Here is a 21,741-nt window from a genome sequence, read left to right as displayed (position 1 = left end):
ACGAACGGCAAAGGCCCCGCCGGGGCGGGGCCTGAGTCTTGCGGGGTGCCCCGGGATGGCCGGGGCACCGCCTAGCGCAGCAGCAGCACGGGGATGCTGGCGCGGCGCAGCACCGTGGTGGTGGTGCTGCCCAGCAGCAGGTGGCGGATGCGCGAATGCCCGTAGGCCCCCATCACCACCAGGTTGATGGCGTGCTCTTCCGAGTAGGCGCGCAGGGTCTCCTCCACCTCGCCGGCGCGGATGGCCCCCTCGGCCTCGTGGCCCACCTCGCGCAGGGTGGCGAGCGCCCAGTCGAGCTGGGAGCGGTTGTCGCCGGTGTCGGCGCCGACGATCAGCACATGGCAGGGAATGCCCTTGAACAGCGGGCTGCTGGCGAGCATCTCGACGCCCTTGCGGGTGGTCTTGCTGCCGTCGAAGGCGATCATCACCTTCTCGGGGCGCTGGAAGCCCTCGGGCACCATCAGGATCGGGCGATGCAGGCTGCGCACCACCCGCTCCAGGTTGGAGCCCAGATGCTCGCTGGCCTGGTGGGCGGTCTCGCCGCGCTTGCCGACCACCAGCAGGCGGATGTCGTCCTCCAGCTCGGCCAGGGTCTCGACCAGGGTGCCGTTGCGCTGGCGGGTGGCGGGCTCCGCCACGCCATCCTCGATGGCCCGCTCCCGGGCCGCCTGGAGCATCAGGCGGCCCTGCTCCTGGGCAACCTTGGCGCGCTGCTCATCCAGGTGCGAGAGCTCCTCGAGCAGGTGCTCCCGGGAGCCCAGGCCGATATTGCCGGAGAGGTCCGCCTCGGCGGTCTGGGGGTGGTTGTCGACCACGTGGAGGAAGGTCAGCGGCGCGCCGAGCGCCAGGCTGGCCCAGGCCGCGTAGTCACAGACGCCCTCGGAAAACTGCGAGCCGTCGATGGCGGCCATCACCTGTTCTGTCATCTGTCTGTCCTGAAGCTGGCGTGTGTTGTCTCGTTACCCACGTTCTACACCATCGGGGCCGCCCCGTCACAGGGGCGACCCGGCGATGGATCGGCAACGGCTCAATGACCGCCCATCAGCTTCTCGACCGCCTCGGGATCATCGTGGATGGCATAGCGATCGACGATGGTGGCACTCGCCTCGTTGAGGCCGATCAGCGCCACCTCGGTGCCCTCGCGGCGGAACTTGATGACCACCCGGTCCAGGGCCTGGACGGCGGTGATATCCCAGAAGTGGGCCCGGGACAGGTCGATGGTGACCTTTTCCAGACTCTCCTTGAAGTCGAAGGCGGCGGCGAAGCGTTCGGAGGAGGCGAAGAACACCTGGCCGACCACCCTGTAGACCCGCGTGCTCTCGCCCTCGCCGGCCTCGGCACCGATGTAGAGGATATTGCCGACCTTGTTGGCGAAGAACAGCGCCGCCAGCAGCACCCCGACGAAGACCCCCATGGCCAGGTTGTGGGTGCCCACCGTCACCACCACGGTGGCCAGCATCACCAGGTTGGTGGACATCGGATGCTTCCTGAGGTCGCGGATCGAGGTCCAGCTGAAGGTGCCGATGGAGACCATGATCATCACCGCCACCAGGGCCGCCATGGGGATCCGCGACACCCAGTCGGCGAGGAAGACCACCATCAGCAGCAGCATCACGCCGGCGATCAGCGTGGAGAGGCGGCTGCGGCCGCCCGACTTGATGTTGATCACCGACTGGCCGATCATCGCGCAGCCCGCCATGCCGCCGAGCAGGCCGGTGCCGATGTTGGCCAGCCCCTGGCCCTTGCACTCGCGGTTCTTGTCGCTGCCGGTGTCGGTGAGGTCATCGACGATGGTGGCGGTCATCATCGATTCCAGCAGGCCCACCACGGTGAGCATTACCGAGTAGGGCAGGATGATCGCCAGGGTCTCCAGGTTGAGCGGCACGTCCGGCCACAGGAACACCGGCAGGGTATCCGGCAGCTCGCCCATGTCGCCGACGGTGCGGATGTCCATGCCGGTCAGCAGGTAGACGGCGGTGAGCACCAGGATGCAGACCAGCGGCGAGGGCAGGGTCTTGCCGATCACCGGCACGTAGGGGAAGAGGTAGATGATCCCCAGCCCCGCCGCGGTCATGGCATAGACATGCCAGGTCACGTTGGTCAGTTCCGGCAGTTGCGCCATGAAGATCAGGATCGCCAGGGCATTGACGAAGCCGGTGACCACCGAGCGCGAGACGAAGCGCATCAGGTCGGCCAGGCGCAGGTAGCCGGCGGCGATCTGCAGCACCCCGGTGAGCAGGGTGGCGGCCAGCAGGTACTCCAGGCCGTGCTCCTTGACCAGGGTCACCATCAGCAGCGCCATGGCGCCGGTGGCCGCCGAGATCATCCCGGGTCGGCCGCCGGCGAAGGCGATGATCACCGCCATGGAGAAGGAGGCATAGAGGCCGATCTTGGGGTCGACCCCGGCGATGATGGAGAAGGCGATGGCCTCGGGAATCAGGGCCAGGGCCACGACGATGCCCGCCAGGCTGTCGCCTTTCAGGTTCGAGAACCAGTCTTGCTTGATGGATCGGATCATGCTGCGGTCCAGTCGAAGGGGTGTGTGATGCCATAAGGCGCCAGGGCCTGGGCATGTCTGAAGAGTCCCTGCGCTTCCCGGCCAACGCCCAGCGTTCAGACGACACGGACAGGCCCTGTCGCCGCTGCCGCGTCGGGCACGTGTCGAGCGTTCTGGGGGTCGCAGGGAGGGTGCCGAGAGACACCGGGGCACCAAGATGATGCCGGGCGATGACGCGCCGATGACGGCGCCCGCCGAATCGCCTGGGGCGGGAATGGCTAGGGCGGCGTGGCCTGCCCGGCGCGAGGCGGTATCATGGTCGGTCGAATCCCTGTGCTCCTGAGCGGCCTCGGGGCATGGCCCCGGGCACAAAGGCGCTGGATTCTAGCAGGAATGTCGACGGTCTGCATGCGGTAACGCCGGCGAGGCGGATCAGTCGCTGCCGCCAGGCTTGGCCATCTGCCGGAAGGCCTCCATCAGGTCCATGGGCATCGGGAAGACGATGGTGGAGGCGTTCTTGTTGCTCATGTCGTTCATGGTCTGCAAGTAGCGCAGCTGCAGCGCCGCCGGGTTGGCCGACATGACATGGGCGGCCTCCACCAGCTTCTTCGAGGCCTGCAGCTCGCCCTCGGCATGGATGACCTTGGCGCGCCGCTCGCGTTCGGCCTCGGCCTGGCGAGCGATGGCGCGGATCATGCTTTCGTCCAGGTCGACGTGCTTGATCTCGACGTTGGCCACCTTGATGCCCCAACCCTCCGCCGAGGCGTCGATGATCTCCTGGATATCGTCGTTGAGCTTGTCGCGCTCGGAGAGCATCTCGTCGAGGTCGTGCTTGCCGAGCACCGAACGCAGGGTGGTCTGGGCCAGCTGGCTGGTGGCGGTGACGAAGTGCTCCACCTGGATGATCGCCTTCTCCGGGTCGACTACCCGGAAATAGAGCACCGCGTTGACCTTGACGGTGACGTTGTCCTGGGAGATGACGTCCTGCTCGGGCACGTCCATGGTGATCACCCGCAGGTCGACCACCTCCATCTTCTGGATGCCGGGGATGATGATGAACAGCCCCGGCCCCTTCACCGCCTGGAAGCGCCCCAGGAAGAACACCACGCCGCGCTTGTACTCCGGCAGGATGCGGATCGAGGCCGCCATCAGCATCAGCACCAGAACGACCGGCACGAGATAGGAAATCATCATGGTTGTCTCTCCTCGACGTTGACGGCCGGCATCAGCCGGCCTCCTTCAGGACGATCCATCCTCCGGCTCGACCTCGACGGTAAGGCCATCGATGCCGACCACGCGCACCACCTGGCCACGATTCAAGGGGCGCCGGCTGCGCGCGTTCCAGCGTTCGCCATGGAGGCGCACATGCCCCTCGCCCTGGAAATCCTCCAGCACCTGGGCCTCATTGCCCAGCAGCTCCTCCTGGCCGGTACGCGCCGGGCGCCGGCGCAGGCCGAGGAAGCGGGTCATGATCCACAGCATCAGCCCCGCCGCCACCAGGGCGATGCCGCCGATCAGCGGCAGCGAGATATTCAGGGTGTCCGCGTCCATCAGCATCACCGAACCGATCACGAAGGCCACGATGCCGCCCATGCCGAGGATGCCGAAGCTGGGCATCAGCGCCTCGCCGACGATCAGCCCCAGCCCCACCAGGATCAACGCCAGGCCGGCATAGTTAACGGGTAGCACCTGGAAGGCGAAGAGCGCCAGCAACAGGCAGATGATGCCGATGGTGCCCGGCACCAGGCTGCCGGGGTTGGAGAGCTCGAAGATCAGGCCGTAGAAGCCGATGATCATCAGGAAGTAGGCCACGTTGGGATTGGTGATGACCTCCAGCAGCCGGGTGCGCCAGTCCGGATCGAAGCGTTCGATGACCAGGTCGGCGGTGGCCAGGGTCAGCGTACCGTCGGCCATGACCACCTCGCGGCCGTCGATCTGGGTCAGCAGATCGTCGAGGTCGGTGGCCAGCACGTCGATGACGTCCTGCTCGAGGGCCTCCCGGGCGGTGAGATTGACCGCCTCGCGCACCGCGTCCTCGGCCCAGTCGGCGTTGCGGCCGTGGCGCTCGGCCAGCGAGCGGATATAGGCCACGGCGTCCTCGAGCACCTTGCGCTCCATGGCGGTCTCGCCACGGCGCTTGCCAGGTTCGCTGCCCGGTGCCTCGGCGGTGTCGTCCGGCTGGCCGCCGGCATCCTCCTCGCTCGCCGCGCCGCCGCTCTTGTCCTTGCCGCCGCGGGAGGCGCCGTCGCCGCCACCGGCCTCCCCTTCCGGGTCGTCCGGCGTCTCCGGCTCGCCGATGCCGGGCAAGCCGCCCCCGCCGCCGATCTGCACCGGTGTGGCCGAGCCCAGGTGGGTGGACGGGGCCATGGCCGCCACATGGCTGGCGTAGAGCAGGTAGGTGCCGGCGCTGGCCGCCCGGGCGCCGCCGGGGGAGACATAGAAGGCCACCGGTACCTCGGAGGACAGCATGGCGGAGATCATGTCGCGCATGGCGGCGTCGAGGCCCCCGGGGGTATCCATCTGCACCACCACCAGGCTGGCGTCGCCCTCCTCGGCGAGGTCGAGACCGCGCATGAAATAGTCGCTGGTGGCCGGGCCGATGGCGCCGTCGAGGGTCATCACCAGCGCCGTGCCACGCTCCTGTTGAGCCGTCGACTGCCAGGCGGCCAGGCTACCCAGCAGCAGACAGGCCAGGCTCAGCCATAAGACGACTCGACGCCTGGCATGCGATCCGGTGGACATCATGACCCCCGCCTCGGCATAAGGTTAAAGCTGAGATGCCTGGTCCGGCGATTCGTTCAGGCCCTGGGGCTCGTCGCCAGGACATCGGCGCGAATCACCTGCTGTTCGGCAATCAGTTCGTTGACGATCGCCCGGCAGGCCGCGTAGTGCGGTGTGGCCTTGTGGGCCGCCAGGGCTTGCTGGTCAGTGTAGATCTCGTAGAGATGGATGAGGTCCGGAGTATCGCGGTCCTCGATCACGTCGAAGGCATGGCAACCCGGCTCGTCGCGGACCGAGGCCTCGGCATTGGGCAGCATGGCCGCGAGGAAGCGCTCGCGGCTACCGGGCTTCAGCCGGGTCTGGACGATGATGCAATACATGGGGACTCCCGAGGGTTGTGGATCGAGAAGTTATATGGAAACATTTTCCAATTCATCGATGAAGCCCCATTGCGCCGAGGAGGCCCCATGCAACGTCCCGCCCCGTTCAACGGCATGCGCCACATCGCCCTGCAGGTCCAGGACCTGGAGGCCTGCGAGCGCTTCTACGTCGAGGTGCTCGGCCTGGACGTGCTGCGCCGCGCCCACCAGGACCTCGTCTACCTGACGCTCGGCAACGACAATGTCTCGCTGTCCCGCGCCCGTCGCCCGACCGGTGACGATCCCCAGCGCCTCGACCACTTCGGCTTCGTGGTCGATAAGCGCGAGGACGTGGATGCCTGGCACGCCTACCTCGTCGACCGGGGCGTCGAGGTGGTGCGCGGTCCCCACGACCACGCCGACGGGGGGCGCAGCCTCTACTGCAAGGACCCGGACGGCAACACCGTGCAGCCGCTCTACCATCCCAGCGTCTCCGGCCAGCGCCTGCGCTGACCCGGTTGACTCGCGGCGGTCCCCGACCGCCGACTCCCCGGCCTGCTCGGCATGCCGACTCGCGAGGCGCCACCGGCCATGGTGGCGCCCTTTAGCGTGCCGCGACTGGCGATCGAGGCGGCGGGCCGACAGGCTACGGCGTTGACGGCGAGCGCCCGGCCAACGGGCGCCGGCGGCTATGCTGAGACACGAGGACGCGGTCTTGCCGCCCGCCGTTGTAAGGAAAGCGTGCCGCATGCGACCGAGTGTCGGCACGCTACCCACCACAGGAGCCCCGATGCCCGAGACGTCGTCCCCCCCGGCCGACACGGATCGCCGCGACGCGGATACCCTGTTGGCTCGCCTGACCCGCGCCCTGGCGCGGGCCGGCGAGCTCGAGGCGATCCAGGATCTCACGACGATGGCCGATACCGGCCTCGCCCACTGGCATGTCTGGCTTCACCGGCGCGACGGCGACCGGGTGGCGCGTATCCCCAAGCAGAGCCAGATGGGCCTGCCGGCCCGGGATAACCTGGCCTACCAGGCGGCCTGCTTCGCGCGGGCCGCCGCCGGCGGCCATGCCCCGACCCTGCACGGCCGCCTGCCGCCGGACGAGGACCTGCCCCGCGGCGCCCTGCTGGTCGAGGCCATCGACGGTCGCCCGGCGCGACTCCCCGAGGACCTGCCGGCCATCGCGCGCAGCCTGGCCGGCCTGCATCGGCTGCCCTGCCCGCCGGCGACGGAGCGTGCCCCCCTGCAGGCACCCGACGCTCCCTGGCGGGCGATGCGCGAGGAAGTGCTCGGCCAGGCCGCCGCCCTGCCCGAGGCGGGGCTCGGGACCGAGGCGCGCCGGCTGATCGAGGCCCAGCTCGCCGCGCTCCCCGAGCGGCTGCCGGGGGACGCGCGCATGGCGAGGCTGATCAGCTTCGATGCCCACCCGGGCAATTTCCTGGTCGAGGCCGGCGGCCGCGCGGTGCTGGTCGACCTGGAGAAGTGCCGCTATGGCCTGCCGGGCTTCGACCTGGCCCATGCCAGCCTCTACACCTCCACCACCTGGGACCTCGCCAGCCAGGCGGTATTGAGCCTCGACCAGCTCGCCGACTTCCATGCCCACTGGCGCGAGGCCATGGGCCCGGCCGCCGCCACGCATTCCCCGCACGCCCTGCTGGCCTGTCGCCGTGCCATGTGGCTGTGGTCACTGACCTGGTGTGCCAAGTGGCGCGTCGCCCAGGGGCGTCGGCCCCGTCACGCCGGGGACGGCGAGGACTGGTCCGCCGCGCTCAGCGAGGACGCCCTGGTCAGCCACGTGCGCGACCGGGTCGATCACTACCTGGCACCGGCCACGCTGCGGCGCGGCCGCGACGAACTCGAGGCCCTGGCGGCGCGTTTCCCCCGCTCTCCCCACTGCACAGGATCACCGCGATGACCCCAAGCGATCTGGCCCGACGCGCGCTCCCCCTGCTGCTGGCGATACCGCTGGCCCTCTCGTTTCCCGCGGCGGCGACCGCCGAGACGAGCCTGCCCGAGGACTGGGACGCCATCGAGACCCAGGCCCGGGGACAGACCGTCTACTGGAACGCCTGGGGGGGCGATGCCGCCGTCAACCGCTATATCGGCTGGGTGGCCGAGCGGATGGCCGAGCGCCACGGCGTGGAGGTGGTGCACGTCAAGCTCGACGACACCGCGGCGGCGGTCTCCCGGGTCATCGCCGAGAAATCGGCGGGCAACGTCGACGACGGCGCCATCGACCTGGTGTGGATCAACGGCGAGAACTTCGCCGCCATGCAGCGCAACGGCCTGCTGTTCGGTCCCTTCGCCCAGCGGTTGCCCCACTTCGCACTGACCGCGCCGGACGACAATCCCGAGATGCGCACCGATTTCACCCTGCCCACCGAGGGCTTCGAAGCCCCCTGGGGCAAGGCTCAGTTGACCTTCTACTACGATGCCGAACGCGTCGAGGCGCCGCCGCGCGACATGCGGGCCCTGCTCGACTGGGCGAAGGCCCACCCCGGCCGCTTCACCTACCCCCTGGTCCCGGACTTCCTGGGCAGCACCTTCCTCAAGCAGGCGCTGCTCGAGCTGGTCGAAGACCCGACGGTGCTGGCCGAGCCGGCGAGTGACCACGAGGTGGCAACCGTGACCGCCCCGCTGTGGGACTACCTGGATGCCCTGCACCCGCACCTGTGGCGCCAGGGCCGCCACTTCCCCGCCAGCGGGCCCGAGCTCAAGCAGCTGATGGGCGACGGCGAACTGTCGCTGGCCTTCACCTTCAATCCCGCCGAGCCCGCCGCGGCGGTGGCCGACCACCAGCTGCCCCCCGGCACCCGCAGCTACGTGCTGGACGGCGGCACCCTGGGCAACGTCCACTTCGTGGCGATCCCCTTCAATGCCCGGCGCAAGGCCGGGGCCATGGTGCTGGCCAACTTCCTGCTGTCCCCCGAGGCCCAGGCCCGCAAGCAGGACATCGCGGTCTGGGGCGATCCCACCGTGCTCGATATGGACCGCCTGAGTGCCGAGCAGCGCGAGGCCTTCGACCGCGGCGACGCCAACCCGGCACGCCTGCCGCCGGAGGCCCTGGAGAAACTCCTGCCCGAGCCCCACCCCAGTTGGATGGAGGCCCTGGAGGCGGCCTGGATCGCCCGCTATGCCAAGGGCTGACGCTCGGGTGGGATGCTGATGTCGGGCTTCACCCTGGCGATTCGCCTGCTGCCCCGCCTGACCATCCTGCTGCTGGTGCTGCCCGTGACCGCGGGCCTGGTGGGCGTCGTGGCGCCGGCCTTCGGCTGGCTGCCGGCGCTGGGCGGGCGCAGCGGGACGCTGGCCCACTGGCAGGCGCTGTGGCAGGCGCCGGGGCTCGCCGACATGCTGCGCCTGAGCCTGGTCACCGGGCTCGCCAGCACCCTGCTGGCGCTGGCCATCGTGGTGCTGTTCCTGGCGGCCTTCCTCGAGACGCCGCTGTTCCGGGTGGTCAGGCGCCTGCTCTCGCCGCTGCTGGCGGTGCCCCACGCCGCCGCCGCCATCGGCCTGGCCTTCCTGCTGGCCCCCTCGGGGCTCGCCAGCCGCCTGCTCTCGCCGTGGCTGACCGGCTGGACCCAGCCGCCGGACTTCCTCTTCCCCGGCGACCCGGGGGGGGTGGCGCTGATCGCCGGCCTGGTGCTCAAGGAGGTCCCCTTCCTGCTGCTGATGAGCCTGGCCGCCCTGCCCCAGTGCCAGGCCCGGGAACGCCTGATGGTGGCGCGCTCGCTGGGCTACGGCCCGGTCAGCGCCTTCGCCAAGGCCGTGCTGCCGGGGCTCTACCCGCTGATCCGCCTGCCGGTTTACGCAGTCATCGCCTTCGCCTCGTCCACCGTCGAGGTGGCGCTGATCCTGGGCCCCTCGACGCCGCCGACCCTGGCCGTGGCGGTGGTCCGCTGGCTCGGCGACCCCGACCTGTCGCTGCGCTTCCTGGCCTCGGCCGGGGCCCTGCTGCAGCTCGCCGCCACCGCCCTGGCCCTGCTCGCCTGGTGGGGCGCCGAGCGCCTGGTGCGCCGACTGGCAGCCGGCTGGCTGATCGATGGCGGCCGGCGACGCGGCGAGGCCACCGGCCGGGTGCTCGGCGCCGGCCTGACCTGGCTGGCCATCGGCCTGCTGGCGGCCAGCCTGGCCGGGCTGATCCTCTGGTCGCTGGCCGCCTACTGGCCCTTTCCCGCCGCCTGGCCCTCGCCGATGACGCTGCGCACCTGGCGGGAGGCCGCCGACACGGCCCTGGAGCCGCTGCGCCATACCGCCTCCATCGGCCTCGGTGCCACCGCCCTGTCGGTGGTGCTGGTGGTCGGCTGCCTGGAGGCCGAGACCCTGCGCCGGCGGCCGCTGCGGCCCGGGGCCCAGCTGATCCTCTACCTGCCGCTGCTGGTGCCCCCGGTGGCCTTCCTCTACGGCCTGGTCCAGCTCCAGGCCCAGCTCGGCCTGGCCGCCGGCTGGCTGGCGGTGACCCTCGGCCACAGTCTCTTCGTGCTGCCCTATGTGTTCCTCTCGCTGGCCGAGAGCTACCGGCGGCTCGACCCCCGCTGGGGCCAGGTCGCCGCCGCCCTGGGCGCGTCCCGGGCCGCCACCTTTCGGCGGGTCCGGCTGCCCATGCTGGCCGGGCCGATCGCCGTGGCCGCCGCGGTGGGCTTCGCGGTCAGCGTCGGCCAGTACCTGCCGACCGTGCTGCTCGGCGCCGGCCGGCTGGCCACCCTGACCACCGAGGCGGTGAGCCTGGCCAGCGGCGGCGACCGTCGCCTGACGGCGGTCTACGCGCTGGGCCAGCTCGCCCTGCCGGCCCTGGGCTTCGCGCTGGCCCTCGGCCTGCCCCGCTTCCTGTTTCGCCATCGACGCCAGCTACTGCCATGACCCAGACCACGCCCCCGACCGCCCCCTCCCCGCTGATCCTGGAGCGGGTGGTCATCCACCACGGCGAGCAGCCCCTGGTCGCCGTGGATGCCCGGATCCCGCCGGGTGAGGTGCTGACCCTGATGGGCCCCTCCGGGGTCGGCAAGTCGACCCTGCTGGCCCAGGTCGCCGGCTTCCTGGCCCCGGTGTTCACCGCCACCGGGCGGATCCGGCTCGGCGACGACGACCTGAGCCGTCATCCCCCGGAGCGCCGGCGGCTGGGACTGCTCTTCCAGGATCCGCTGCTGTTTCCCCACCTCAGCGTGGGCGGCAACCTGGCCTTCGGCATGCCCGCCGACGGCGGCCGCCGGCGGCGCCGGCAGGCCGTCGAGGCGGCCCTGGCGGACATCGGGCTGGCCGGCTTCGCCGACCGCGACCCGGCGACCCTGTCCGGCGGGCAGCGCGCCCGGGTCGCGCTGATGCGCGTGCTGCTGGCCGAGCCCCGCGCCATGCTGCTCGACGAGCCCTTCTCCAAGCTCGATGCCGCGCTGCGCGACGAGATGCGCCGCCTGGTGTTCGCGCGCATCCGCGCCCGGGGCCTGCCGACCCTGATGGTGACTCACGACCGCGACGATGCCGAGGCGGCCGGGGGGCGGGTGATCGAGCTCGCCTAGGGCGCGGGCCATGCCGGGACGCGCGGCGCGGGCAGATCCTCCAGCCAGCGCAGCTCGCGGGGGCTGAAGCCACCCACCAGGCGTGGCTTGACGACAGCGAAGAAGGGCGAGATATCGAAGTCCCGGGGCGTGAACAGGGTGTAGTGTCGCCGCCGGAACAGCCGACGATGGCCGGCGACGCGAATCGGCAGGATGGGATAGTGCACCGACTGGAAGGCCTCGGCGAGCAGGGTGGAGCAGATGGCCCGGGTCGGGTCGCCGCTGCCGAGCGCCAGCAGGCTGCGCCGCCAGGCGACCGGTACCGGCGGCAGGGGCATCAGGTAGCGGGCCAGGTCGACGATATTGCGCAGGTCATAGCGATGGCCCACCCGGGCGTGGGCGAAGTCGATCAGCCGCTCGATCTCCGCCGCCGACAGGCCCACCGGCCGACAGATGCGCAGGGTGTGGCCCCGATAGGCGTCGAAGCCCACCAGGCGCACCCCCTCGGCCAGGTCGGCCTCGATGAACCCCTGGCCGGGCGCGATGCCGAGGCGCCGAGCCTGGTGCTCGCCCACGTAGAGGGCGGCGTGGGACCAGGAGGACTGGGTCAGGTACTTGATGACCGTGCTCAACCGCGACGAGCCCTCGACCAGCAGCACATCGCCGGGGCGCAGGCAGCCGCGCACGTCCTCGTCGTAGGGGGCCACCGTGCGGTGCCAGGGCCGCGGGCAGGACAGCCAGCAGCCCAGCCAATAGCCGCACCGCTCCCGCCAGGTCGTCATCGCCCCCCTCCCCGGCCCGCCTGCCGCTGCTGCTCGCGCCCGGCCGCCAGGCGGACCAGTCCCAGCACCAGGGCCAGGTAGGCCAGCGGAATCAGCCAGGGGGCCAGGACCGCCAGGCCGCCGGCGATCGGCAGCCCCAGCCAGACCACCACCAGCGGGGCACAGCAGGCCCCGCCGGCCAGCAACGCCGGCAGGGCCGCCAGCCCGGCGACGCGAGGCGCCCGCCTCGGGCAGGCGGCCGGTTCCCGGCGGGCCAGCCACAGCCCGGCCAGGTTACCGCCCAGCAGCAGGCCGAGCCCCAGGGCGATCAGGGTGTCGAGGGGGCTGAGGGTCCACACCCAGGGGCCCAGCTCGACCAGCCCCACCGGCTCGAAGCGCAGCGGCCCACGAGACTCGAACATCCGCTGCCAGGCGGTGAGGGACAGCTGCACGCCGCCCCGACCGCCGCCGGCGATATCGCCGGACAGCCACAGGAAGAGCAGCGCATAGCCCAGGGTCGTCGCGGCCATCATGGCGAGGGTGACGGGCCGCGATAACAGCGCCGCGAGCAGCCGGGCCAGGGCGCTCACGGTGCCCCGCCTTCGCCGACCAGCAGGCTGTCGGGGTGGAAGCCGGCCCAGGCGAACCACATGACCTGGAAGGCGTTCACCGGCTCGAGCGCCGCGATCCCCGCCCCGCTCACGCCTCCGGGACCGAAGCGCAGCGCCGCGGGGTCGATGTCCCGCTCCTCGGGATGGCGATAGACCCAGCCGGTATCCAGCTCGGGATCATGGATGACCACATAGCCGCGCTCCCCGAGGGTCAAGCGCAGGATGCCGGCCCGGCGCAGCGCCGGCAGGCTGACGGCGGCGGCGCCCCCGGCCTCGCGGAAGGCCAGCACCATGGCCTTGGGCGGCAGGCGGCGATCCTCGGCCATCACCGGGAAGAGGCGGCGACTCTCGGGCCGGTAGTAGCCGGCCAAGGGGTTGTAGTCGCCGTAGGGGTCGCGGCGATAGTTGCGCACGTAGCCGGTGTCGCGGCTCAGCACCCGGGTCGCGGGATAACGGGCCTTCCAGGCCCCCCAGGTGGTCCACACCAGCCGCTCGGGGACCAGCCCCCGGCCGGCCAGGGAGCCGTCGATGGCCACGCCCAGCAGCTGGGGCCACTCGCTGTCGGTGGCCCGGTCGTACATCACCAGGTTGCTGTTGAGCAGGCGCCCGGAGACGCCGAAGGTGCCGTCGCCTCGCCGGAAGCCCAGCGCCGAGCCGGTCAGCGGGCAGTAGGTGATGGCGAGCGACTCGCCGGCCACCGCGTCGTTGACGATCTCGTGCCAGACCAGGATGCGCTGGGGATAGGCCCGGGCCTCGCCGTCGCGATAGAGGCCGATCACCCGATCGCCCGGCGCCAGCCAGCCATCGGCCTCGGCGAGCGTCTCGAAGCGCGGCCGGTCGATGGCGGGAATGCCGTCCTTGCCCGGCCCACCGGAGCGCACCGCCTGACGAAAGGCCTCCAGGGAATGCGCCAGCGGCACCTCGGGCCGGGGGAGCGTCGGCGGTGCCGCCGCCCACGCGGCCGCCGACCCGGCCAGGAACAGCGACAGGCCCAGGATCAGGGTCGACAAGGCGCGTGCCATCATCGCGGTCCTCCCCTCGGCGAATCACTCATCGTCTCTCTGGGGTTCGTCGCTAATCCGCGCCGGGACTTACACGGGCGCGAGGTCGCGGTAAGCTACGCTTTGTCTGAAAACTGCCTGCGCTCGCCCATCCGGCGTTAAAAATCGGATCAAAGTACTCATTTACACCGCGTAAACTCCGTCTTTTCTCCGGTTTTTGCCTTGTTTGGCCATCGCTCGTCGACTTTTCAGACAAACCTTAGGCACAGGCTCGCCGACCAAGTGGCTTGCCTTCGACGTCGCCAGGACACCGACCGTGCACGACCCACACGCTGCCCCCCCGCCCCTGACCATCATCGTGCCGACGCTTGACGAGGCCGGCACGATCACGGCGACCCTCGACGCGCTGCGCGTGTATCGCCAACGCGGCGCCGAGCTGATCGTGGTCGACGGCGGCAGCCGGGACCACACCGCCGAGCTGGCCGAGCCCCTGGCCACCCGGGTCGTCGTCGCCGCGTCCGGCCGGGCCCGCCAGATGAACGCCGGGGCCCGGCTGGCCGGGGCCCGCCGGCTGCTGTTCCTGCATGCCGACACGCGCCTGCCCCCCGACGCCGACCGGCGCATCGCCGCCGCCCTGGCCGGTGCCCACCACTGGGGCCATTTCGACATCCGCCTGGCCGGGCGCCACCCGCTGCTGCCGGTGATCGCCCGGGCCATGAGCCTGCGCTCGCGGCTCACCGGCATCGCCACCGGCGACCAGGCACTGTTCATGACCCGCGAGGCCTTCGACGCCGTGGGCGGCTTTCCCGATCAGCCACTGATGGAGGATATCGAGATGTCCCGGCGCCTCAAGCGCCTGTCGCACCCGGCCTGCCTGCCGGACCCGGTGGTCAGCGACGGGCGACGCTGGGAGCGCCGCGGCGCCTGGCGGACCATGCTGCTGATGTGGTGGCTGCGCTACCGCTACTGGCGTGGCACTCCTCCCGCACAACTGGCCAGGCACTACCATGATGTCCGCTGAGTTCCGGCCGGATGGCCCGCGGTTGGCGATCCTCGCCAAGGCCCCCTTGCCTGGACGCGTCAAGACGCGGCTGATTCCCGTGCTGGGCGCGGCCGGCGCGGCGGCACTGCATGTCCGGCTGCTGCGTCATACCCTGGCCGTGGCGCTGGCGGCGACCCACCCCGAGCGGATCACCCTGTGGACGGCCCTGGACCCTGCCCACCCACTGTTCCTGGCGCTCGCCGAGGACCACGGCATCCGCCTGGCCCCCCAGCCCGCGGGCGACCTGGGCGCGCGCATGCATCATGCCCTGGCGGCCATCCACGGCCCCGGCCTGCTGGTGGGCGGCGACTGCCCGGTGCTGACCCCCGCGCTGCTGGGGCAATGCCACGCGGCCCTGGACACGGCGGAGGCGGTCTGCCTGCCCGCCGAGGACGGCGGCTACGCGCTGATCGGCATCCGCGAGAGCCACCCCGGGCTGTTTCGCGGCATCGCCTGGGGCACGGACCGTGTCATGGCCCAGACCCGGCAACGGGCACGAGCGTTGGGATGGCGACTGGCCTGTCCGGCCGAGGTATGGGATGTTGACCGCCCAGAGGACCTGCGGCGGCTCGCCGCCCTGGACGCGTTCACGGATTGACAGGGAGGCCATGTGACCACGAACAGCCCCGACGATGATCGCCACCGCCGCCTGGCGGCCGTCAGGCCACGCCTGGTGGCCTTCGCCCTGATGCACCTTCGCGATGCCGCCCAGGCCGAGGACGCCGTGCAGGAGGCCCTGGTCGCCGCCATCGAGAAGCAGGACGCCTTCGCCGGTCGCTCCGGCTACGAGACCTGGGTGTTCGGTATCCTCAAGTACAAGATCCTCGACGCCCTGCGGGCCCAGAAGCGCCACGGCAAGTGGCAACCGCTGGAGGACGAGGACGAGGATGACGCCATCGATCGCCAGTTCCAGCGCAACGGCCGCTGGCAGGAATCCGCCCGGCCATCGAGCTGGGGCGAGCCGGAGGCGACCTTCGAGAACGAGCGCTTCTGGCAGGTCTTCGACGCCTGCATGATCCATCTGCCGGACAACCTGGCCCGGGTCTTCTCGCTGCGCGAGCTGATGGGGCTGTCCACCGACGATATCTGCCACGAGGTCGGCATCAAGGAGAACAACTGCTGGGTGATGCTCCACCGGGCACGACTGCGCCTGCGCGCCTGCATCGAGCGCGGCTGGCTGGAGGATTCGACATGCTGATGTGCAAGGAGGCGACACGCCTGATGTCGCTCAAGCGGGACCGCCCCCTGACCTTCCAGGAGCGCCTGTCGCTGCGCCTGCACCTGGCGATGTGCGGCGCCTGCCGCAACTGCGACCGGCAATTCGAGCTGCTGCACCGGGTGGGCCGCCACTATGCGCCCCCCGCGGAAGGCGAGGCCCGCGACGACGAGGAGCGCTGAGTTCCCGGGACGCTAGGGCCCGGCGGCCGCCTCGGCGATGCCCGACAGCGCTCCCGCCACCTTGCCCAGCGGCAGCTCGCAGGCCTCGAGGTCATGGCGCCGGGCCAGGTACCGGGGATCGTTCCATTCGATGCGGGTGCCCTCGGCGGTCTCGCGCAGCAGCATCTTCTGGGGCAGGTCCAGGGCCAGGCTGCCCCGGCATTGCATCATGGGCGTGCCCACGGCGGGATTGCCGAAGACGAAGGTGCGTGTCTCGGGCAGTTCGAGGTCGACCCCGGCGGCGTTCCCGGCATGGTCGACCACCGTCATCAGGCGCATGCCGCGAGCCGCCAGAGCCTCGCGCAGGCGGCCATCGACCCGGGCGATGTCGTCCTGGCTTATCCTGTGAAGGATGCCATGCTGCGATCGCTCGCTGGCGTCATCGGCGGCGGCGCCAAGCGCCACCCCCATCGCCAGCCCCAGCATGGCCAGGGGCCTTGTCAGTCGCTTCATGGCACTCCCTCCCGTCGGTGGACGTCCTCAGCCTTGGCGACACCCGGCAGCGGGTCAAGTCATCAGGGGCACAGGCAAGGAAGGCCCGACCGCCGCGACCCAGCCCCTCGCAGCGTTCCCGTCACCCGCCCCCTCCCCGCAAGGAGACTCCATGCGTCCCCCTTCCGCTACCCCGAAACGCCTGGTGCTGCACCTGCTGGCCGGCCTGCTCCTCGGCCTGGCGAGCGCCTCGGCCGCCGCCGAGCTGGCGTTCTCGCCCCGCGACATCCTCGGCTGGCCCAGCCGTTCCTTCGTCGGCCACACCGAGTACCGGCTGGTGGACCTCGACGGCCAGATGGTGCTGCGGGCCCGGGCCGATGGCCAGGCCTCGGCCAAGTACCTGGAGCGGCGCATCGACCTGACCGCCACGCCCTATCTGAAATGGTGCTGGCGGGTCTCGGGGATCTATCCCGGCCTCGACGAGACCACCAAGGCGGGGGACGACTACCCGGGGCGGGTCTATGTGGCCCGGCGCACCGGCCTGCTGCCCTGGCAGGTGCAGTCGGTGAACTACGTGTGGTCGTCGACCCAGGCCGCCGGCAGCGACTGGCCCAACGCCTTCACCGACCGGGCCCACCTGCTGGCCCTGCAGGGCGGAACGGCCCGGGTCGGCGAGTGGGTCGCCGAAGTTCGCGACGTACGCGCGGATTACCGCCGCCTGTTCGGGGCCACCCCGGCGACCATCGACGGCGTGGCCCTGATGACCGATGGCGACAATGCCGGGGGCGATGCCCGTGCCTGGTTCGGCCGGCTGGTCTTCTCGGCGGATGCCACGCCCCTGGCGTGTCCCGCCTGACGCTCAGACCAGGGCGTCGACCAGCCCCGCCAGATCCGCCACGGTGAGGTCGGGCTCGATGCCCCAGGGATCGAAGGGCGCCTCCGGCAGGCGCCTGACCCAGGCCGCATGCAGGCCCGCATGGCGGGCGCCGATGACGTCGAAGGCGTTGCTCGAGATCAGCCAGGTGTCACCGGGTTCCACCTCGAGGCGGTGGCGCAGGTGAGCATAGACCGCCGGGTCGGGCTTGAAGCGCTTGACCTCCTCGACGCTGACGATGTCGTCGAAGCGCTCGAGCAGGCCGGCCTCGCCGAGCAGGCCCTCGACGGCGTCACGGCCGCCGTTGGAGAAGGCCACGCAGGTCACGCCGGCCTCGGCGAGGCGCGCCAGGGCGGCCTCGGCCTCGGGGAAGGCCGGCAGCCGCGCGTAGGCGTCCATCAGGTGATCCTTGTCGGCCTCGCCGAGTCGGGTGCGCAGCGCCCGGTCGGTGTAGTCGAGGGCCTCCCGGGTGCACTGCGAGAAGCCCACGTAGGCCCCCATCAGGCCGCGACGGAAGCTGTACTCGAGCTGCTTGTCCCGCCAGCGTCGCGAGAACTCCGGGGCCAGCTCGGACTGGCCCTGGGCGGCCAGCCGCTGCTCCAGCTCGGTCACCACGCCATGGGTATCGATCAGGGTCCCGTAGACATCGAAGGCCAGTACCATTGCCATCTCGTGCTCTCTCCTTGCGTCGATCACTGGGCTTACCCGTGCAGCCTGCGCCAGGCCGGCGCCGGGCACAAGGCTAGGTCCCGGCCAGCCGCGACAGCGCATGGGCGGCGATGGCGGTGTCCTGGACACCGGTGCCGGTGAGGTCGCAGACCGTGATGGTGGCCGCCGAGAGCCGCAGCATGTCACCGCCGGCGATCACCCGGCCGAGCTCGTGGACCTTGAACGGCGTCTCCCGGCCGGCAAAGGCCTTGAGTTCGCCGTTGGTCTCGCTCTGGGCCCGGCTGTCGGCGACGAAGGCGTCGGCCCGGGTCAGCACCGAGGCATCGAGCTCGCGCTTGTCGGGACTGTCCGAGCCCATGGCGGTGACGTGCACCCCCTCCGGGAGATCCCGGGCGAACAGCAGCGGCGTCCGGGACGGCGTGGCGGTGACGATGATATCGGCCGCCGCACAGGCGCCGGGGACCTCCTCATGGACATGCGCCTCGAGGCCGCGGGCGCGCAGCCGCCCGGCCAGGTCCTCGGCGGCCTCCGCACGGCGCGCCCAGACATCCACCACACGGATGTCCCGCACCAGGCGCAGGGCCTCCACCTGGCGCTCGGCCTGCTCACCGGCCCCCAGGACCGTTACCCGGCGGCTGTTCTCCCGGGACAGGTGACGGGCGGCGATGGCTCCGGCCAGGGCCGTGCGCACCATGGTCAGGTAGCCCTCGTCGAAGAGCACGGCCTCCACCTGGCCGGTCCTCGCCGAGAACACCATCATCAGGCCATTGAGGCTCGGCAGGCCGAGCCCGGGATTGTCGAAGAAGCCGGGGCTGACCTTGATGGCGAAGCGCGCGGCACCGCGGATATGCGCCGTCTTGACGTCCACCTCGCCATTGGCCTCCTCGATGGCCATGGAGAGGATCGGCGGCTGCACGGCCTCGTCGCGGCCCAGGGCGGCGAAACCGGCCTCCACCGCCACCAGGGCCTCGCGATCGATGCCCACGGCGGCCTCGATGGCGTCACGCTGAAAGAGCTGCATATGGATCTCCGTACGAGTGAGGGGGAAGGGTGAGGCGTCAGGTGAGAGGCGTGAGCAGGCGGTGATCGCCGTCTCCTCACCCCTACCGCCCGACCATCGCCCGGGCCCGATCGAGGGTCTCGAGCGAGACCGCGTTGCCCGAGACCACCAGGGCCACCTGCTGCCCGCGCACCGCGATACCGTGCTCGGCCAGGGCCGCCAGGCCGACCACGGCGGCGCCCTCGACCAGGCGCTTCTCGTGCTCGAGGAAGTCGACCATGGCCGCGGCGATGGCCGCCTCCGAGACCCGGTAGTGCTCGTCCATGACCTCGCGGACCAGGGCGAGGGTACAGCGGTTGTCGAGTCCGATACCACCGCCCAGGGAGTCTCCCAGGCTCGCCACCTCCTCCACCGCCAGCGGATGCCCCGCGGCCAGGCTCTCGGCCATGGCCGCGCCGCGGCAGAGGCTGACACCGGTGACGGTGACCTGGGGGCGCAGCGCCTTGAGCGCCGCGCCGATGCCGCCGAGCAGGCCGCCACCGGAGAGCCCGGCCAGCACGCGGTCGAGATCGGGCGCGTCCTCCAGCAGTTCCAGGCCGATGGTCCCCTGGCCGGCGGCGACGAGGGGATCGTCGAAGGGCGGGATCGACACCATGCCCCGCTCGCGGACCAGCCGCGCGACCTCCGCGAAGGCCGCATCCTGGCTATCGCCGACACGACGCACCTCGGCGCCCAGGGCGGCGACGGCCTCGGCCTTGTCGGCCGGCACCAGCCGCGACAGGCAGACCACCGCCGGGATCCCCAGCCGCGCCGCCGCATGGGCCATCGCCCGGCCATGGTTGCCGGTGGAGGCGGTCACCACCCCGGCGGACAGGGCCTCCCGCCCCCGCTCTTCCAGCAGGGCCGCGATCATGTTGGTGGCCCCGCGCAGCTTGAAGGCGCCGGTGGGCTGGCAGGTCTCGAGCTTGAGCAGGATATCGGCGTCGAAGCGCCGCGACAGGGCCTCGGAACGCACCAGGGGCGTGCGGGCCACCTGGCCCTCGAGGCGCCGACGGGCGGCCTGGATCGCCGCCAGGGTGACGCCATGGCTCGGCTCGCGCATCCACGGCCTCCTCAGGGCTTCGGGCACGGGGCATCCGCCATGAAGATGGTCGATGCGCCCCTCCAACAGCCACGCCGCGGGGCCACCCCGCGGCGCTCGACGTTGACCGCGGTCGCGGTCAGGCGGTCTCGAGGGCGCCCTCCCGAACCAGGGCGTCGGTGACCCTGTCCACCGCACGGCGGGTGCGGGCGACGATCTCGTCGACCTCGTCGCGGCGGGTGGTCAGCGGCGGCGCGAAGCCGAGGATGTCCCCCTGGGGCATGGCCCGGGCGATCAGGTTCTCCTCCAGGGCGGCGGCGGCGATGCGCGGCCCCACCTTCAGGCTCGGGTCGAAGTGGCGGCGCCGCGCCGGGTCGGCGGAGAACTCCAGGGCCGCCAGCATGCCCACGCCGCGGGCCTGGCCGACGATCGGGTGGTCGCCGAAGGCGGCCTGCATCTGCCGCTGCAGGTAGGCGCCGGTCTCGGCGGCGTTGGCGGTCAGGCCCTCGCGCTCGATGATCGCCAGGTTGGCGAGGCCGGCCGCACAGCCCAGGGCGTGACCGGAATAGGTCCAGCCGTGGCCGATGGGACCGTATTCGCCGGTGCCCTGCTCCAGCACGCGCCACACCCGATCACCGACGATGACGCCGGAGAGCGGCTGGTAGGCGCTGGTCAGGCCCTTGGCCACGGTGATCAGGTCCGGCCGGATGCCGTAGTGGTGGCTGCCGAAGTCGGCACCGATGCGACCGAACCCGCAGACCACCTCGTCGGCGATCAGCAGCACGTCGTACCGGGCCAGGACCGCCTGGATGGCCTCCCAGTAGCCTTCCGGGGGCGGCACGATGCCGCCGGTACCGAGCACCGGCTCGCCGATGAAGGCAGCCACGGTCTCCGGACCCTCGGCGAGGATCATCTCCTCGAGCTTGTCGGCGCAGTGCGCCGAGAACTCGCGCTCGGTCATGCCCTCCTGCTCCGCGGCGCGGTGGTAGTAGTAGGGCGCCTCGGTGTGGCGGATGGTGTCGATGGGCAGGTCGAAGTGATCATGGAAGGCCTTGAGGCCGGTCAGCGAGCCCGAGGCGATGCCGGAACCGTGGTAGCCGCGCATCCGCGCGATGACCTTCTTCTTCTGCGGCCGCCCCAGCACGTTGTTGTAGTAGCGCACGAGCTTGAGCTGGGTCTCGTTGGCGTCGCTGCCGGACATGCCGTAGTAGACCTTGGACATGCCGGGGCCGGCCAGCTCGAGGATCTTCTCGGAGAGCGCGATCTGCGGCTCGTTGGAATGGCCCACATAGGTGTGGTAGTAGGACATCTCCAGGGCCTGCTGGTAGATCGCCTCGGCGACCTCGGTGCGGCCGTAGCCGATGTTGACGCAGTACAGCCCGGCGAACCCGTCGATGAACTCGCGGCCGTCCTTGTCGATGATATGGATGCCCTTGCCGCCGGTGATCACGCGTCCCGGGGCGTCGCCATGGGCGAAGTCGCGCAGGTGGGTGGACGCGTGGAAGGTCACCTTGCGGTCGCGGTCGATCAGGTCCTGATGGGTGGTCATGCGCTTCTCCAGTAAGGCTCCCCGGCCCCGCCGGGGAGGATGTTCGTCATTCTCGGGTTGTCTTTGGTCTGGTGATTCTTTTCGCCACTAGGCCAATGCAGGAAGGGGCTGTCCGGCGGCAGGCCTCCGTGAGGGCGCTGTCAACCCATCCCTGGGCGCTACTTTTGCCCTGCGGCGCTCTTGCGTCCTGCTCCGCTTGCAGGGCCCGGGAT

The 21,741-nt window shown here is 71.0% G+C and carries 23 protein-coding genes; 10 read left to right on the top strand and 13 right to left on the bottom strand.

Annotated features, from left to right (window positions below; genetic code table 11):
• Positions 1 to 71: 71 nt before the first annotated feature.
• From QWY76_RS13940 to QWY76_RS13920, 5 genes are all read right to left on the bottom strand, one after another.
• A complete protein-coding gene (locus tag QWY76_RS13940; RefSeq protein WP_290311900.1) occupies positions 72 to 926 on the bottom strand; it encodes a universal stress protein in 855 nt (284 codons plus the stop codon).
• Between the two features lie 101 nt (positions 927 to 1,027).
• Positions 1,028 to 2,518, bottom strand: a complete 1,491-nt coding sequence (locus QWY76_RS13935) for a SulP family inorganic anion transporter (protein ID WP_290311898.1) — start codon at positions 2,516 to 2,518, stop codon at positions 1,028 to 1,030.
• A gap of 411 nt (positions 2,519 to 2,929) precedes the next feature.
• The gene (locus QWY76_RS13930) at positions 2,930 to 3,691 is read right to left on the bottom strand and encodes a slipin family protein (protein WP_290311897.1); all 762 of its coding nucleotides are present in this window, start codon (positions 3,689 to 3,691) and stop codon (positions 2,930 to 2,932) included.
• Positions 3,692 to 3,736: 45 nt separating this feature from the next.
• Positions 3,737 to 5,242 carry an NfeD family protein gene (locus QWY76_RS13925; RefSeq protein ID WP_290311895.1) on the bottom strand — a complete coding sequence of 502 codons (1,506 nt, stop codon included), beginning with the start codon at positions 5,240 to 5,242 and terminating at the stop codon, positions 3,737 to 3,739.
• Between the two features lie 53 nt (positions 5,243 to 5,295).
• The gene (locus QWY76_RS13920; protein WP_290311894.1) at positions 5,296 to 5,598 is read right to left on the bottom strand and encodes a putative quinol monooxygenase; all 303 of its coding nucleotides are present in this window, start codon (positions 5,596 to 5,598) and stop codon (positions 5,296 to 5,298) included.
• Positions 5,599 to 5,685: 87 nt separating this feature from the next.
• On the opposite strand from QWY76_RS13920, the gene QWY76_RS13915 reads away from it, so the two are divergent.
• The 5 genes from QWY76_RS13915 (at position 5,686) to QWY76_RS13895 (ending at position 11,093) form a co-directional block, all read left to right on the top strand.
• Positions 5,686 to 6,090 (top strand): VOC family protein, encoded by a 405-nt coding sequence (locus tag QWY76_RS13915; protein ID WP_290311893.1) that lies wholly within the window; start codon positions 5,686 to 5,688, stop codon positions 6,088 to 6,090.
• Positions 6,091 to 6,367: 277 nt separating this feature from the next.
• Positions 6,368 to 7,495: an aminoglycoside phosphotransferase family protein gene (locus tag QWY76_RS13910; protein WP_290311892.1), complete on the top strand. Its 1,128-nt coding sequence runs from the start codon at positions 6,368 to 6,370 to the stop codon at positions 7,493 to 7,495.
• Entirely contained in the window at positions 7,492 to 8,727 is a 1,236-nt protein-coding gene (locus QWY76_RS13905; RefSeq protein ID WP_290311891.1) for an ABC transporter substrate-binding protein, read from the top strand. Before QWY76_RS13910 ends, QWY76_RS13905 begins: the two co-directional genes overlap by 4 nt.
• An 18-nt stretch (positions 8,728 to 8,745) precedes the next feature.
• Positions 8,746 to 10,440 (top strand): ABC transporter permease, encoded by a 1,695-nt coding sequence (locus QWY76_RS13900; RefSeq protein ID WP_290311890.1) that lies wholly within the window; start codon positions 8,746 to 8,748, stop codon positions 10,438 to 10,440.
• A complete protein-coding gene (locus tag QWY76_RS13895; protein ID WP_290311889.1) occupies positions 10,437 to 11,093 on the top strand; it encodes an ATP-binding cassette domain-containing protein in 657 nt (218 codons plus the stop codon). The genes QWY76_RS13900 and QWY76_RS13895 overlap by 4 nt, the downstream gene beginning before the upstream one ends.
• Here QWY76_RS13895 and QWY76_RS13890 read toward each other — a convergent pair.
• From QWY76_RS13890 to QWY76_RS13880, 3 genes are read right to left on the bottom strand one after another with little or no spacing between them, the layout of a single operon-like run.
• Positions 11,090 to 11,854 carry a YiiX/YebB-like N1pC/P60 family cysteine hydrolase gene (locus tag QWY76_RS13890; protein WP_290311888.1) on the bottom strand — a complete coding sequence of 255 codons (765 nt, stop codon included), beginning with the start codon at positions 11,852 to 11,854 and terminating at the stop codon, positions 11,090 to 11,092. The two genes, QWY76_RS13895 and QWY76_RS13890, sit on opposite strands and share 4 nt — an antisense overlap.
• Entirely contained in the window at positions 11,851 to 12,423 is a 573-nt protein-coding gene (locus tag QWY76_RS13885; protein ID WP_290311886.1) for a hypothetical protein, read from the bottom strand. The genes QWY76_RS13890 and QWY76_RS13885 overlap by 4 nt, the downstream gene beginning before the upstream one ends.
• Entirely contained in the window at positions 12,420 to 13,469 is a 1,050-nt protein-coding gene (locus tag QWY76_RS13880; protein WP_290311884.1) for a DUF3179 domain-containing protein, read from the bottom strand. The genes QWY76_RS13885 and QWY76_RS13880 overlap by 4 nt, the downstream gene beginning before the upstream one ends.
• Positions 13,470 to 13,761: 292 nt before the next feature.
• Between QWY76_RS13880 and QWY76_RS13875 the strand changes: the two genes are divergently transcribed.
• Genes QWY76_RS13875 through QWY76_RS13860 form a run of 4 tightly spaced genes read left to right on the top strand, consistent with a single transcriptional unit; the run spans position 13,762 to position 15,885 of the window.
• Positions 13,762 to 14,466 (top strand): TIGR04283 family arsenosugar biosynthesis glycosyltransferase, encoded by a 705-nt coding sequence (locus tag QWY76_RS13875; RefSeq protein WP_290311883.1) that lies wholly within the window; start codon positions 13,762 to 13,764, stop codon positions 14,464 to 14,466.
• Positions 14,453 to 15,085, top strand: a complete 633-nt coding sequence (locus tag QWY76_RS13870; protein ID WP_290311881.1) for a TIGR04282 family arsenosugar biosynthesis glycosyltransferase — start codon at positions 14,453 to 14,455, stop codon at positions 15,083 to 15,085. Before QWY76_RS13875 ends, QWY76_RS13870 begins: the two co-directional genes overlap by 14 nt.
• Before the next feature lie 12 nt (positions 15,086 to 15,097).
• Complete coding sequence (locus QWY76_RS13865) at positions 15,098 to 15,685, top strand: sigma-70 family RNA polymerase sigma factor (RefSeq protein ID WP_290311880.1); 588 nt, start codon at positions 15,098 to 15,100, stop codon at positions 15,683 to 15,685.
• Positions 15,679 to 15,885 carry a zf-HC2 domain-containing protein gene (locus tag QWY76_RS13860; RefSeq protein WP_290311879.1) on the top strand — a complete coding sequence of 69 codons (207 nt, stop codon included), beginning with the start codon at positions 15,679 to 15,681 and terminating at the stop codon, positions 15,883 to 15,885. Before QWY76_RS13865 ends, QWY76_RS13860 begins: the two co-directional genes overlap by 7 nt.
• 12 nt (positions 15,886 to 15,897) lie before the next feature.
• Here QWY76_RS13860 and QWY76_RS13855 read toward each other — a convergent pair whose 3' ends face one another.
• Positions 15,898 to 16,377 carry a DUF302 domain-containing protein gene (locus QWY76_RS13855; RefSeq protein WP_290311878.1) on the bottom strand — a complete coding sequence of 160 codons (480 nt, stop codon included), beginning with the start codon at positions 16,375 to 16,377 and terminating at the stop codon, positions 15,898 to 15,900.
• Between the two features lie 151 nt (positions 16,378 to 16,528).
• Between QWY76_RS13855 and QWY76_RS13850 the strand changes: the two genes are divergently transcribed.
• Positions 16,529 to 17,212: a DUF3047 domain-containing protein gene (locus QWY76_RS13850; RefSeq protein WP_290311877.1), complete on the top strand. Its 684-nt coding sequence runs from the start codon at positions 16,529 to 16,531 to the stop codon at positions 17,210 to 17,212.
• 3 nt (positions 17,213 to 17,215) lie between these two features.
• On the opposite strand, the gene QWY76_RS13845 is transcribed toward QWY76_RS13850, so the two are convergent.
• From QWY76_RS13845 to QWY76_RS13830, 4 genes are all read right to left on the bottom strand, one after another.
• On the bottom strand, positions 17,216 to 17,899 hold the full coding sequence (locus QWY76_RS13845; RefSeq protein ID WP_290311876.1) for a haloacid dehalogenase type II: 684 nt from the start codon (positions 17,897 to 17,899) through the stop codon (positions 17,216 to 17,218).
• Positions 17,900 to 17,972: 73 nt separating this feature from the next.
• Complete coding sequence (locus QWY76_RS13840) at positions 17,973 to 18,920, bottom strand: cyclodeaminase (RefSeq protein ID WP_290311875.1); 948 nt, start codon at positions 18,918 to 18,920, stop codon at positions 17,973 to 17,975.
• An 82-nt stretch (positions 18,921 to 19,002) separates the two neighbouring features.
• Positions 19,003 to 20,001 carry a hydroxyectoine utilization dehydratase EutB gene (eutB, locus tag QWY76_RS13835; protein ID WP_290311874.1) on the bottom strand — a complete coding sequence of 333 codons (999 nt, stop codon included), beginning with the start codon at positions 19,999 to 20,001 and terminating at the stop codon, positions 19,003 to 19,005.
• 118 nt (positions 20,002 to 20,119) lie between these two features.
• Positions 20,120 to 21,529 carry an aspartate aminotransferase family protein gene (locus QWY76_RS13830; RefSeq protein ID WP_290311873.1) on the bottom strand — a complete coding sequence of 470 codons (1,410 nt, stop codon included), beginning with the start codon at positions 21,527 to 21,529 and terminating at the stop codon, positions 20,120 to 20,122.
• Positions 21,530 to 21,741: the final 212 nt, after the last annotated feature.

It is taken from the genome of Halomonas maura (genome assembly GCF_030409305.1).
Taxonomy (GTDB): domain Bacteria; phylum Pseudomonadota; class Gammaproteobacteria; order Pseudomonadales; family Halomonadaceae; genus Halomonas; species Halomonas maura.
The sequence above is the reverse complement of the archived record's forward strand: the minus strand, read 5'-3'. Positions and strand labels throughout refer to the sequence as shown.

Coding starts and splice junctions, on each gene's coding strand:
- QWY76_RS13940 (WP_290311900.1), bottom strand. CDS start 926: ATGACAGAACAGGTGATGGCCGCCATCGACGGCTCGCAGTTTTCCGAG.
- QWY76_RS13935 (WP_290311898.1), bottom strand. CDS start 2,518: ATGATCCGATCCATCAAGCAAGACTGGTTCTCGAACCTGAAAGGCGAC.
- QWY76_RS13930 (WP_290311897.1), bottom strand. CDS start 3,691: ATGATGATTTCCTATCTCGTGCCGGTCGTTCTGGTGCTGATGCTGATG.
- QWY76_RS13925 (WP_290311895.1), bottom strand. CDS start 5,242: ATGATGTCCACCGGATCGCATGCCAGGCGTCGAGTCGTCTTATGGCTG.
- QWY76_RS13920 (WP_290311894.1), bottom strand. CDS start 5,598: ATGTATTGCATCATCGTCCAGACCCGGCTGAAGCCCGGTAGCCGCGAG.
- QWY76_RS13915 (WP_290311893.1), top strand. CDS start 5,686: ATGCAACGTCCCGCCCCGTTCAACGGCATGCGCCACATCGCCCTGCAG.
- QWY76_RS13910 (WP_290311892.1), top strand. CDS start 6,368: ATGCCCGAGACGTCGTCCCCCCCGGCCGACACGGATCGCCGCGACGCG.
- QWY76_RS13905 (WP_290311891.1), top strand. CDS start 7,492: ATGACCCCAAGCGATCTGGCCCGACGCGCGCTCCCCCTGCTGCTGGCG.
- QWY76_RS13900 (WP_290311890.1), top strand. CDS start 8,746: ATGTCGGGCTTCACCCTGGCGATTCGCCTGCTGCCCCGCCTGACCATC.
- QWY76_RS13895 (WP_290311889.1), top strand. CDS start 10,437: ATGACCCAGACCACGCCCCCGACCGCCCCCTCCCCGCTGATCCTGGAG.
- QWY76_RS13890 (WP_290311888.1), bottom strand. CDS start 11,854: ATGACGACCTGGCGGGAGCGGTGCGGCTATTGGCTGGGCTGCTGGCTG.
- QWY76_RS13880 (WP_290311884.1), bottom strand. CDS start 13,469: ATGATGGCACGCGCCTTGTCGACCCTGATCCTGGGCCTGTCGCTGTTC.
- QWY76_RS13870 (WP_290311881.1), top strand. CDS start 14,453: ATGATGTCCGCTGAGTTCCGGCCGGATGGCCCGCGGTTGGCGATCCTC.
- QWY76_RS13860 (WP_290311879.1), top strand. CDS start 15,679: ATGCTGATGTGCAAGGAGGCGACACGCCTGATGTCGCTCAAGCGGGAC.
- QWY76_RS13855 (WP_290311878.1), bottom strand. CDS start 16,377: ATGAAGCGACTGACAAGGCCCCTGGCCATGCTGGGGCTGGCGATGGGG.
- QWY76_RS13850 (WP_290311877.1), top strand. CDS start 16,529: ATGCGTCCCCCTTCCGCTACCCCGAAACGCCTGGTGCTGCACCTGCTG.
- QWY76_RS13845 (WP_290311876.1), bottom strand. CDS start 17,899: ATGGCAATGGTACTGGCCTTCGATGTCTACGGGACCCTGATCGATACC.
- QWY76_RS13840 (WP_290311875.1), bottom strand. CDS start 18,920: ATGCAGCTCTTTCAGCGTGACGCCATCGAGGCCGCCGTGGGCATCGAT.
- eutB (WP_290311874.1), bottom strand. CDS start 20,001: ATGCGCGAGCCGAGCCATGGCGTCACCCTGGCGGCGATCCAGGCCGCC.
- QWY76_RS13830 (WP_290311873.1), bottom strand. CDS start 21,529: ATGACCACCCATCAGGACCTGATCGACCGCGACCGCAAGGTGACCTTC.